Raw genomic sequence first — 11,966 nt, 5'->3', positions numbered from 1 at the left:
TAAAAATGAGAAGCAAGAAATGAGAAGCAAGAGGTTAGATGCAAGAAGTTAGAAGTTAGAGGTCAGAAATGAGAAATTAGAAGTGTGAAATGATAAAAAAGAAAAAAAAGAAGTTTGAAAAAACTTTGGTGAGTAGAGACTGACTATTGGAGGTTGCCCGCATGAGGGATAGAGCAAGGCACCATGTGCTCGTGATAGCCCGACGGCAAAAAAAGGAAGCCCCGCCTGAAGGGTTTGGGGCGTGGGGGCTTTCTTTTTTTTGCCGGCATGCCCTAATGGTTTTGGTGTTTGTTTTTTAATTTTTTGTTTGGCTTTTGGTGGCAACGTATGATGAAGTATTCATGTGTGCAAAATTTGTGTTCTATTGACACCCCATATACATTTTAAACATTTTGTTCTGTTTTGTTTGCTTAACTGAGTCTAAAAAAATAACTTTTTGTCTTTGATTTTTTTATTCCTAATATTAGGTATAACCTATAAAAATCAATACCCAACGGCTTCATTTTAATTGTTTTGCTAAAGACAAACTAGTTGCCATACAATCGATGGTATAGTATAATAAATCAGTTGTTTTGATTACTTTTGCAGTCTAAACCAATGCTTTTTGATTATGCCAAAAGAATTTCAATTTCAAGTAGCTCCAGAAATAGCCTCGCAATTTGATGTATTACAAGACTATATTTGTAAAAAATATCATATACAACAGAATGATATTCAGCATGTTGCGATTTTAAAAAGGTCGTTAGATGCCCGTCAAAAGGCTATTAAAATGAATTTGAAAGTAGCTGTATATTTGCAAAATGAACCCATAACAGACACCAAACCACAGTTGCCACACTATCCTGATGTAGCTCATGCTCAAGAAGTTATCATTGTTGGTGCTGGCCCGGCCGGATTGTTTGCCGCACTACAACTCATAGAGTTGGGGCTAAAGCCTATTGTAATTGAACGGGGTAAGGAGGTTCGAGGCCGTCGTAGGGATTTGAAAGCCATCAACCAAGACCATTTAGTAAACGAAGATTCAAACTACTGTTTTGGCGAAGGCGGAGCAGGCACCTACTCTGATGGGAAATTATATACCCGATCCAAAAAAAGGGGCGATGTAGATCGGATTTTGAAATTATTAGTTGCATTTGGAGCTACTCCAAATATTTTGATAGATGCCCATCCGCATATTGGCACCAATAAATTGCCTCAAATTATTCAAGATATGCGTTTGCAAATTATTGCTTCGGGCGGTATGGTTTTATTTGAAACAAGGGTTACTGATATACTCGTGCACAACAACGAAATACAAGGTGTAACAACGCATAAGGGGGATACCATTAAGGCTCAAAAACTTATATTAGCCACAGGTCATTCTGCCAGAGATATTTTTGAATTGTTAGATGCCAAAAAAATAGTAATCGAAGCCAAGCCTTTTGCCATTGGTGTTCGAGCAGAACACACACAGGATTTGATAGACAGCATACAGTATTCCTGTGATTTTAGAGGGCAATACCTTCCGCCAGCACCATATTCTATTGTCAAACAAGTAAATGGCAGGGGGATGTACTCTTTTTGTATGTGTCCTGGTGGCATAGTGGCCCCATGTGCCACAGGAGCTGGCGAAATTGTTACAAATGGTTGGTCGCCATCGAAACGAGATCAAAATACTGCAAATTCTGGTATTGTAGTGGCCCTTACACTCGACGATTTTAAACCTTTTGCAAAATTTGGTGCTTTGGCAGGTATGGCTTTTCAAAAAAGTATCGAGCAACGAGCCTGGCAACAAGCAGGCAACACCCTCGAAATAGGCAATAGTCAAAAAGCACCCGCACAACGATTGGTTGATTTTACGCAAAGCAAACGGTCTGCATCTATCCCCAAAACATCTTATGTGCCTGGCACAACCTCTGTCGAATTGGGGCAAGTTTTTCCTGGTTTTCTTACGCAAATCATGCGACAAGGTTTTGTAGAATTTGGAAAATCAATGAAAGGATATTACACCAACGAAGCCATTTTGCACGCTCCAGAAAGTAGGACCTCATCGCCAGTTCGTATTCCACGCAACGAGCAAAGCCTTGAACACTTGCAAATCAAAGGATTGTACCCATGTGGCGAAGGGGCTGGCTATGCTGGAGGTATTGTTTCTGCGGCTATCGATGGCGAAAAATGTGCCCAAAAAATAGCGTTGTCCCTTTTAGGAAAAACAATAGAAATGTAATTTTTTTTATATAAATACCAAATATATTTATANNTGTATATTTGGTATAAAAAGTCAAGTGTAAGAGACCATTTTATAGGTTTAATGGTTTATATTCAGAAGCTTATCCAGCTTTTCGTTTCAATTCCTCGGCTCAAAAGGTTTTTTTGTTTGCCACAAAAGGAGCTTCCGCTGGTCGCTCTTTTGTGGCAACAAAAAATTCCTTTTGAGCCTCCGGGATTTCCACTTCAATCTGGGCTAAACACCCCGTTTCATATCAAATATACGTATATTTTGGTATTATTTACTTAAATACATTTTTCTACGGCTATACAATTCATAAAACTGATCGTCTTTTAAATCATCTATAAACAAAATGCTTTCGCCTGTTGATTTCATTTCTGGCCCTAATGCTTTGTTTACATTTGGGAATTTACTAAACGAAAATACAGGTTGCTTGATGGCATAGCCATGGAGCTGCGGATTGAATTCAAAATCGGTAACTTTCTTTTCGCCCAACATGACTTTTGTAGCATAGTTTACATACGGCTCACCATAAGCTTTGGCTATAAAAGGGACAGTACGAGAAGCACGTGGATTGGCTTCAATAATATACACAATATCGTCTTTAATGGCAAATTGAATATTGATTAATCCTACAGTTTGAAGTGCCAAGGCAATTTTGTGGGTGTGGTCTTTTATTTGTTGCATCACAAATTCGCCCAAATTGAATGGTGGCAAGGTAGCGTTTGAATCGCCCGAGTGTACACCACAAGGCTCAATATGCTCCATAATTCCGATAATGTAAACGTTTTCGCCATCGCAAATGGCATCGGCCTCGGCTTCGATAGCCCCATCTAAATAGTGGTCTAACAACAACTTGTTGCCTGGTATCGATTTTAATAAATCTATTACATGCTCTTCTAACTCCTGTTTGTTGATGACAATTTTCATACCTTGTCCGCCCAATACATACGACGGGCGAACGAGCAATGGAAAATCCAATACATCTGCCAGTTCCGATGCTTCGTCTGCCGTTTCGGCAATGCCAAATTTTGGGAAAGGGATGTTCAATTCGGTTAATAAATCTGAAAAACGACCTCTGTCTTCGGCCAAATCTAAAGCATCGAAAGAAGTACCAATGATTTTTATGCCATATTTAGATAATTTTTCGGCTAATTTTAATGCCGTTTGTCCGCCTAGTTGCACAATAACGCCTTCGGGTTTTTCGTGTTGAATGATATCATAAATATGTTCCCAAAAAACAGGTTCAAAATACAATTTGTCTGCCGTATCAAAATCGGTCGAAACCGTTTCTGGATTACAATTGATCATGATGGTTTCATAGCCACACTCTTTGGCAGCCAAAACCCCATGCACACACGAATAATCAAACTCGATACCTTGCCCAATGCGGTTTGGACCAGAACCTAAAACTACTATTTTCTTTTTGTCGCTTACAATACTTTCATTATCAACATACTTCAGTCCATTGGCTGTTTGTATTTCAGCTTCAAATGTGGAATAATAATATGGTGTTTTGGCCTTAAATTCAGCAGCACAAGTATCTACCAATTTAAAAACACGGTTGATGTTGTTTGCTGTTCTTAGGGAGTGAACTTGACTTTCTAAACACCCCATCATGTGTGCAATTTGTCTGTCGGCAAATCCTTTTTGCTTGGCTTCTAGTAACAAATGTTTGGGTAAAGAGTCTATTCTATATTTGGCAATTTCTTTTTCTAAAGTAAATAATTCCTCATATTGTTTCAAAAACCACATATCTATTTTTGTAATTTCGTGTATTCTTGATAACGGAATTCCAATGGCCAGTGCATCATAAATCACAAAAACACGATCCCAACTTGCATGTGTCAATTTTTCGATGATTTGTTCGTAATTGGTATAACCTTTGCCGTCTGCACCAAGCCCATTTCGTTTGATTTCTAAGGATTGAGTAGCTTTGTGCAAGGCCTCTTGAAACGAGCGACCAATGCCCATAACCTCGCCCACAGATTTCATTTGAAGGCCTAAAGTTCTATCAGAACCTTCAAATTTATCAAAGTTCCAACGGGGTATTTTTACAATTACATAATCCAATGTAGGTTCAAATAAGGCTGAAGTCGATTTTGTAATTTGGTTTTGCAATTCGTCTAAATGGTAGCCTAATGCTAATTTTGAAGCAATTTTTGCAATAGGATATCCAGTGGCTTTTGAGGCCAAGGCTGATGAACGAGACACACGTGGGTTGATTTCGATGGCTACTATATCTTCTTTTTCGTCGGGCGAAACGGCAAATTGCACATTACAGCCACCAGCAAAATTCCCGATGCTTCTCATCATCAAAATGGCCATATCTCGCATTTTTTGAAAAGTAGTATCAGACAAGGTCATGGCGGGTGCTACTGTAATAGAGTCGCCCGTATGAATGCCCATAGGATCCATATTTTCGATGGAACAAATGATTACTACATTATCATTTTTGTCTCTCAAAAGTTCCAATTCATATTCTTTCCAACCCAGTAAAGCTTTGTCTATCAGTACTTCATGTATTGGAGAGGCTTCGAGACCTCTGGTAAGCAATTCGTCAAAATCTTCTTTTTTATGTACAAAAGCAGCACCTGTACCACCCAATGTAAACGAAGGACGAATAACCAATGGAAAACCAAATTCTTGTGCGATTTCCTTACCTTTTAAGAAAGAGGTGGCCGTTTTGGCAGGAGCTGTTGGCACCTGTATTTTTTCCAATAATTGTTTGAATTGTTCACGGTCTTCGGTGATATTGATGGCATTGATATCAACACCAATTAATTTGACATTAAAATCCTTCCAAATGCCTTTTTCTTCCGCTTCCAAGCACAAGTTCAAGGCTGTTTGTCCGCCCATTGTTGGCAAAACAGCATCAATTTGTGGGTGTTCTTTCAGGATTTGAATGATAGATTTTGTGGTCAATGGCAATAAATACACATGATCGGCCATGGATGGATCTGTCATGATGGTTGCCGGATTGGAGTTGATCAGAATCACTTCGATTCCCTCTTCTCGAATGGAGCGTGCGGATTGTGACCCTGCATAGTCAAATTCGCAAGCTTGCCCAATGACTATTGGACCCGAACCTATAATTAAAACCGATTTGATTGAATTGTCTTTTGGCATGGTGTTGTGTTGTTTATTTTGAGTTTTATTGAATTTTAAAATTATCTATTTTGACTTCTTTTTTTGTAAAAATTAAGTATTTATTTATTATTTTAATAATTTAATTAATTTCGCTATCGTGTTGAGATATACCATGAAATTTACCCTGTCCATGAAATTTTACTGAAATCCAGAACTTGCCTTTCTATAAAATTCAATTTTTTATAAATTTGAAAAACAGACCTTGATTCAATTGTAGCACTTTCTTTCAAAACGAACTTAGCATTGAAATCAGTCTCGTTAGTTGCGAAAATAAATGGTGTTGAAAAAACTATGCGTTTATTTGAAATAAATTTTTGTTTCGATTTTAGTAATAAAAAAGTAGAGAAAAAAAATATAAAAAAAATCATTCTTTCAAAAATACAACCTTGAAAGAAGTAATTATAAATAAATATTAAAACTTGACTAAATAAATACAGAAAAAATGAAATAATAAATGTAAAAATACAAATTTTATGTGTTACACTTTTTTTCATTTTTTTGAATTTAATATAATAGTTATCTTAATTTATCTTCATTATTTGTATTTATAAAATCTTTACAAATTTTATTAAAGTTTAAATTCTCCTTTTTTAATATAAAAGAAATTGGAAATTCATTGTTTTCTTTATCTAAAATTATATCATCAAATTTCACAAATGAATTATCGTTAAATTCATCAAACCAATGATCCAACTTTTCTTTTTAGAACCTTTTGTTTACCATAAGATGAATCACAAATAAAAACGGTTATAGAATTATTTTTAAGATGATAAAAATCACGAAACACTGTACAAATTGTTGGAGCTAAGTATTTATCAAGTGTTATCGCAATATTTTCAGGCGTGCAAATCACTTCTTAACAACTTATTTTTTGCTTTTAATCGCTCAATAACTTCCTGAAATTTTTTAGTTTTATAATCTTCATGACATTCTTTAATAAGTTCTTTTTGACTAGATATAAGCTGTTTTATCAAATCATCATTTTTCCTAAGAGTTTTAATTGTAATATTCATAATTAAACTAATTTATACAAATTTACATTTTTTTACTCAAAAAAAACCGCTACTAAAATAAAATAGTAACGGTTTGATATTGATTAATGTACAATCATTATTTTTTGTGTCTAGGTTCGCTAGAAACAGTCAATTTATGTCTTCCTTTTGCTCTTCTACGAGCAAGGACTTTTCTTCCATTTGCAGAAGCCATTCTGTCCATAAATCCGTGTTTATTTCTTCTTTTTCTTTTCGATGGTTGAAACGTTCTTTTGCTCATTGTTTTTTATCTTTAAATCTTTATGTATATTTCTTTTAATTTTTTTTTAGAACTCGTTATTCTAAAACCGAGTGCAAATATACAAAGGTTTTTTTTTCTGGCAAATAGTTTTATAAAAATATTTTAAAATCATTTTACTATATTTGCAACTTAATTAAAAATCAACTTATGTTTCACAAAAATATTAAACTTATAATCGCTGGACTTATTGTAATTACTAGCATTTGGCAATTTTCGGAAGGAAATATTGGCAATGGTATTTTCTTGTTATTTTTAACGGCCGTTCCTGTTTTTTTATATTTTAAGAACGAATTCATCCTTTTGGCCTTCTTAAAATTGCGAAAACAAGACTTTCCAGGTGCTCAAAATTGGCTAGCCAAAATAAAAAACCCCGAAACTGCATTGGTTCAAAAGCAGCAAGGCTACTACAATTATTTGCAAGGCATCATGGTTTCGCAAACGAATTTGGTTCAGGCCGAGAAATTTTTTAAAAAAGCCATTGAGTTGGGCTTGTCTATGGATATGGATTTGGCTGTTGCCAAACTCAACTTGGCAGGTGTGGCTTTGTCTAGAAGACGAAAACTAGAAGCAACCAACTTGATTGCCGAAGCCAAAAAATTAGACAAACAAGGCATGTTGAAAGATCAAATTAAATTGATGAAAGATCAAATGAAGAAAATATAATTTGTTTTTTTGACTGACATATACACCATCACTTTTTTTGAAGCTGATGGTTTTTTTTTTAGTTTTTTGCATAGTGGGGCTGCAACAATATTTCACATTATAATAGCAGCGTAGGCTCCAATATAGTGGTGTGTTTTGTTTGTATATATTAGAATGATGTTAGTATGTACCCGCATTTAAAAAAAGTTTGTGGTTGTTTTACTTTGGAAGTTGTTATGCGTGAGGGATAGTAGTGGAAATCTTTTTTAGCCCCAGCCCAGCCCCCAAAAGGGGTGTTGTATTGCACGAATATAGTTTCTGAATGTGGTAGTCAAAAAAGATTATTTCACAATATGATATTTCTTTTGGAGTTCAATGAACGTTGTTTGAAACGAATAGCCCGACCAGTAGTTTTATGGAGGGGCACGCCCTTGTTATTAACCATCGGTATTTTATTTGTAAATTACTGGTTTTCAATATTTTGATGATGTATTGTATCGAAATTTATTTTTTTAAGGTCAAAAAAAAGACTTTGCGGGTGTAGCCATTAAAAGATTGCATGGTACAAATTGATTTTTGGATATCCATTTTACGACTATCTGAAACTTGAATCAAAAGATAGATGAGATTAGTTTATAATCGAAAAATTCAAATGTACATAAATTTAAAATGAAATGTACAATTTTTATAACACATAGCCATATTAAAAAACCCATTTAAAGCGCCTTTAAATGGGTTTTAATTATTAATCGAACAAATCCATCCACTGGTCATATATCCTCAATGATAGGTGGGCTATCATCAACGGTGGGACGCTCATACCAACTACATACTGAACCTTTCCACATTTATCACTACCAAAATCATAATCTAATGGGAATGACTGTGCCAAAATCATTTCTTTAGAGTTCAACTTACGTGGTTCGTCAAACAAGACATATTTTGAACCTTCTGAACTTGCTATTGTTGGAACTGGTTTATGTGGGTAGATAAACGAACTATTAAAGTTTGAGTTCCTGCCCTGTACTCGTACCAAAACATCAGAGTATTTACGGTCTCCAATTATTCGTCTATCCCATATATACTGGTCGTGGTCAGTCCAACTATTATCCCTTAAACATTCCGTTCGTATTTCCGAAAATGGTATCGGTGAGCGTCCAAATTTCATGTTCAAGTTAGGAAATTCACTAAATAATAGCCCTTCCTGTTTTGGCAATTTTTCTGCTAAATCTTTACGAACGGCTATAAAAAACACACGCTCCCTTTTTTGTGGAACGCCCATCTGTGAGCTATCCAATTCAAACTCTTTCATTAAATAGCCCGCTTTATCAAAAGCAGTCATAATTCTACGCACATAATCTCTGGCGTTTCCTTTCAATATGCCCGTTACATTTTCGGCAACTATAATTTTTGGCTGTAGCTTTTCTGCCAAATCAATAAAGTCATAAAACAACGTGTCCAAAACTTGATCCGCTTGTCCTTCCTTAAATTTCTTTTCTTTGCCCCAATCTTTCTCACGATTGCCTGCCATAGAAAAGCTACTACATGGTGGCGAACCGTCCAAAATATCCAATTCGTACAACTCTTTTGGCAGGTCATTTCGATTTTTAAACGTTTGTATTCCTTCTATAAAAGCATATTTTGGGTTGTGGTTCTTAATATAGATGTCTGCCATACGTTGGTCGATTTCGTTTATACCAACCACATCAAAACCCGCCAGTTTATAACCCATTGTGGAGCCACCACCACACGCAAAACATGAAAATACTTTTCCTTTGTCTTTTGCGAAAATCGCATCACTCAAAGCCCACCTGTAACTTAATAATTCACTCATATTTTAACTAAAAAATTATAAAAAAAATGTGCTTTTTTTACTTGTAAAATTTGCATAACTCATTGATATTATTTATCTTTACGTAGTATTAAGTTGATGGGGAAGCGTGTTGTTCCAGCATCAATAAATCAGGTTTAAATAAATCTTTCACATCGGCATTTGGCTCAAATGTGCTAAATTCTTTTTGTTGCGGTTTTTTTATGATTATGCCTTTGTGAATATCCCTCAAAGCCTTTTCTATTAATTTAAGCCCCATAGATTGTAGCTCATGCTCCCAAAGTATTTTTGCCGCCTTTTTTGGTTCAATTCCATATAACTTCGGGTTAATGAATATAATATCTTGATAGGCAACATCGCCCCTGTCAATGCCATCATTCAACCAAAAAACAGTTCCACCAGTTATTGCATCACGCATACGAACCGCCCATTCAATGGAGGAACGTCCTCGGTGTCGTGGCAATAAAAAAACCCTGCAAAGGCTCATTTGCAGGGTTCGGGTGTAAAATTAAAACAAGGAGCCTAAACTAATTTTTCGGCACATTTGCGAATGCGGTCAGACAATTCAAACAAAGCATTTCTCAAAACTTCCGTTTCTTGCTCATTAAACTCTCCGTGTCCGCCGTTGCCATCTCTGCCATTCAGTTTGTTGTAAATCCACGAACTCGATTTGCCAAAATACGTTTTTGAAATATCTGCCCACGATACATCTAAAATAATATCGTCCAATTGTGCTTTTGCTGTTGGTTTTTCTGCTACTTTCATAATAATAATTTTAAAATTTATAATAAAGAATCCCACCCTTTCGGGTGGTTTTCTGTTAATCGTCCAATAAGATGTAAAACAATTCGACTATTAATACTCTTAAACTTCTTGAAGGATTGTGTTTGCTGTTTTTGTAGTTCCTAATTTGCTCTATCAACTCCCTTTCTTGCTCTGTTAATTCCATATTTACTGTTTTAATTTTACTCTACAAATATACTGCGAATATTCATAGTAAACAAACTTTCAACCAACTATTTCAAAAATATTTTCACTTTTTTTATCTTTTTATTTGCCATTTCAAAAAACTTCATTACGTTTGCAGTGCAAACAAGATTACAATTCAATGATTACCATTACAACATTAAAAAACTTTTGGCAGGCGTACGGGTGCAAGTCCCGAGACTTTTCTATTCATTGGATAGATCTTGTTTGCAGCGACCTGCCTTTTTTATATGTAATTTTTAAATCTTTATATTATGCAAACAAGAGAGTCCAAGCAAGTACTAAACTTGCAAGTAACTGATGGTTTAACCGTTGCGGTTATTCAAAATCAAAATCACGAATTTTTAATGCCTGTAAAAGATGTAGCCTTTGGCTATGGTGTATCAGCAGGAACTATTCGTTCTGCACAATCAAGACATCAAGATGAATTGATAGAGGGCAAACATTTTGTAAAGGGTGTTGCATTTTGCGACACCGTAAAGAATGTTCAACCACAAGCAACCTACTGGACAAAACAAGGCATCATTCGTCTTGGTTTCTTCATCAAATCCGAAAGAGCCAAACTTTTTCGTGACTGGGCAGAAAGTGTTATCCTAAACGTAACCGCACCAGCCGTACAACTACCACAGGTTACTCGCAGAAAACACAACAGGCTAACCACCTCCCGAATGGTCGAAATATTGGCAGACATTGCCCAAATAGACGACAAAGCACTTCGTTTAAGTTTAATCTCTAAATTAGGTATCTAATGAAAAATATACTAATCACAACCGAAGACCAAAAACTAATGGAATTTTTCAATAGCACAATTCCAAAAGAAATAATGGCTAAGCACATACGCCGTGCCGTATATATAATGTCAAAAGTAGCCATCGACAAAAATTATGAAGAAGAAGGCAAAATATACGTTTTGCCCGAATGGATAAAAGATGGTTTTTACTGGCTCAATGAATTTGCCGAAATATTAGACCCCTATTTAGACAAAGAGTTAGAATAACAAGAAAAAAACCGCTACTCTCAACAGATTAGCGGTTTTTTTCAACCTTCCCTCCAAAAGGTTTAGTTATCCCAGGCGTGTCTTCCGGCCAATCGAACAACATAAAATCGAATATAATTATCTATGTTTCTCAATGATAGCCTAGTGGTGCCGTTGGTTGTTACAGACCATTTGAGCATTTCACGATCAACAAACTGCCTATCATACATTTTATTTTCGTATAAATAATCATGTATCAAAAAAGCAAGTTCTGCATCAGAATCTGGGGGCAAAGCCACCAAAATACACGGGGTACACTGGCCAAATCCCACACATAATGTCTGGGTATTTTAATAACATCGCCATTGGACAATTGTACTCTAACCGCCACAATTAGCCGATACAAGTTCACGTTATCTATACCATACACTCGTGTTTTTTTGACTGGATTACGGCCCTTCACGAGGTTTTTTTTAATGGTTTCTAATTTACAAATCATGGGTTGTTACAAATTTCCCAGTCATCTGGGTCTAAATTATAAATCGTTTTGTTTTTTTGATCGTCTATAAAATCATGCTGAACATAGTACAATAAGGCAACCCTTTTTAGGGCATCTCTATAAGCAGTTTCATGAAATGTAACATCTATTTGAGCTTTTTGGCTCAAAAAATCAATTTCATCAACTGAAAATGCCACATCCTTTTCCAAAATTCTAATGGTCCCAGGTATGGGATCTGTAGTACCAGGAATCAAAACAAGACCTTGATACTGATGCACTATCGAGGCCGTGTAACTACCAATATGCTCTGTGAATTGAACCAATACAATTTCGACTACACTAGTTTGCAATGGATTAACGATGGTCTAGCCCCCTATAA

General features: G+C 35.7%; 14 protein-coding genes. 4 read left to right on the top strand and 10 right to left on the bottom strand.

Translation table 11 applies throughout. From position 1 onward, the window contains the following. Window positions 1–610: 610 nt before the first annotated feature. Window positions 611–2,206 (top strand): NAD(P)/FAD-dependent oxidoreductase, encoded by a 1,596-nt coding sequence (locus B0A58_RS01570; protein ID WP_089079596.1) that lies wholly within the window; start codon window positions 611–613, stop codon window positions 2,204–2,206. A 279-nt stretch (window positions 2,207–2,485) separates the two neighbouring features. On the opposite strand, the gene carB is transcribed toward B0A58_RS01570, so the two are convergent. The 3 genes from carB to rpmH form a co-directional block, all read right to left on the bottom strand. Further along, window positions 2,486–5,338 (bottom strand): carbamoyl-phosphate synthase large subunit, encoded by a 2,853-nt coding sequence (gene carB / locus B0A58_RS01565; protein ID WP_089079595.1) that lies wholly within the window; start codon window positions 5,336–5,338, stop codon window positions 2,486–2,488. A gap of 857 nt (window positions 5,339–6,195) precedes the next feature. Continuing rightward, complete coding sequence (locus tag B0A58_RS16340) at window positions 6,196–6,372, bottom strand: hypothetical protein (protein ID WP_165766272.1); 177 nt, start codon at window positions 6,370–6,372, stop codon at window positions 6,196–6,198. A 97-nt stretch (window positions 6,373–6,469) separates the two neighbouring features. After that, window positions 6,470–6,631, bottom strand: a complete 162-nt coding sequence (rpmH, locus tag B0A58_RS01555) for a 50S ribosomal protein L34 (protein ID WP_008464848.1) — start codon at window positions 6,629–6,631, stop codon at window positions 6,470–6,472. Between the two features lie 168 nt (window positions 6,632–6,799). Here rpmH and B0A58_RS01550 point away from each other — a divergent pair, with 168 nt between their 5' ends. Continuing rightward, window positions 6,800–7,315: a hypothetical protein gene (locus B0A58_RS01550; protein WP_014083426.1), complete on the top strand. Its 516-nt coding sequence runs from the start codon at window positions 6,800–6,802 to the stop codon at window positions 7,313–7,315. A gap of 724 nt (window positions 7,316–8,039) precedes the next feature. Here the strand turns inward: B0A58_RS01550 and B0A58_RS01545 are convergent. From B0A58_RS01545 to B0A58_RS16930, 4 genes are all read right to left on the bottom strand, one after another. After that, a complete protein-coding gene (locus tag B0A58_RS01545) occupies window positions 8,040–9,128 on the bottom strand; it encodes a DNA cytosine methyltransferase (RefSeq protein ID WP_089079593.1) in 1,089 nt (362 codons plus the stop codon). Between the two features lie 88 nt (window positions 9,129–9,216). Further along, the gene (locus B0A58_RS01540; RefSeq protein ID WP_089079592.1) at window positions 9,217–9,612 is read right to left on the bottom strand and encodes a formyltransferase family protein; all 396 of its coding nucleotides are present in this window, start codon (window positions 9,610–9,612) and stop codon (window positions 9,217–9,219) included. A 35-nt stretch (window positions 9,613–9,647) separates the two neighbouring features. Further along, on the bottom strand, window positions 9,648–9,890 hold the full coding sequence (locus tag B0A58_RS01535; protein ID WP_089079591.1) for a DUF5053 domain-containing protein: 243 nt from the start codon (window positions 9,888–9,890) through the stop codon (window positions 9,648–9,650). 55 nt (window positions 9,891–9,945) lie between these two features. Continuing rightward, window positions 9,946–10,074, bottom strand: a complete 129-nt coding sequence (locus B0A58_RS16930; RefSeq protein WP_260439100.1) for a hypothetical protein — start codon at window positions 10,072–10,074, stop codon at window positions 9,946–9,948. A gap of 292 nt (window positions 10,075–10,366) precedes the next feature. On the opposite strand from B0A58_RS16930, the gene B0A58_RS01530 reads away from it, so the two are divergent. Both B0A58_RS01530 and B0A58_RS01525 read left to right on the top strand, forming a co-directional pair. Next, window positions 10,367–10,861, top strand: a complete 495-nt coding sequence (locus tag B0A58_RS01530; RefSeq protein ID WP_089079590.1) for a hypothetical protein — start codon at window positions 10,367–10,369, stop codon at window positions 10,859–10,861. Further along, a complete protein-coding gene (locus tag B0A58_RS01525; protein WP_089079589.1) occupies window positions 10,861–11,109 on the top strand; it encodes a hypothetical protein in 249 nt (82 codons plus the stop codon). The genes B0A58_RS01530 and B0A58_RS01525 overlap by 1 nt, the downstream gene beginning before the upstream one ends. Window positions 11,110–11,171: 62 nt before the next feature. On the opposite strand, the gene B0A58_RS16335 is transcribed toward B0A58_RS01525, so the two are convergent. From B0A58_RS16335 to B0A58_RS01515, 3 genes are read right to left on the bottom strand one after another with little or no spacing between them, the layout of a single operon-like run. Then, on the bottom strand, window positions 11,172–11,420 hold the full coding sequence (locus tag B0A58_RS16335) for a hypothetical protein (protein WP_165766270.1): 249 nt from the start codon (window positions 11,418–11,420) through the stop codon (window positions 11,172–11,174). Next, a complete protein-coding gene (locus tag B0A58_RS17055; RefSeq protein WP_089079588.1) occupies window positions 11,345–11,587 on the bottom strand; it encodes a DUF1353 domain-containing protein in 243 nt (80 codons plus the stop codon). The genes B0A58_RS16335 and B0A58_RS17055 overlap by 76 nt, the downstream gene beginning before the upstream one ends. Then, complete coding sequence (locus B0A58_RS01515; protein ID WP_089079587.1) at window positions 11,584–11,937, bottom strand: hypothetical protein; 354 nt, start codon at window positions 11,935–11,937, stop codon at window positions 11,584–11,586. Before B0A58_RS01515 ends, B0A58_RS17055 begins: the two co-directional genes overlap by 4 nt. Window positions 11,938–11,966: the final 29 nt, after the last annotated feature.

This window comes from Flavobacterium branchiophilum NBRC 15030 = ATCC 35035, assembly GCF_002217205.1.
Classification (GTDB): Bacteria; Bacteroidota; Bacteroidia; order Flavobacteriales; family Flavobacteriaceae; genus Flavobacterium; species Flavobacterium branchiophilum.
This window is presented reverse-complemented; position numbering and strand designations above follow the sequence as displayed.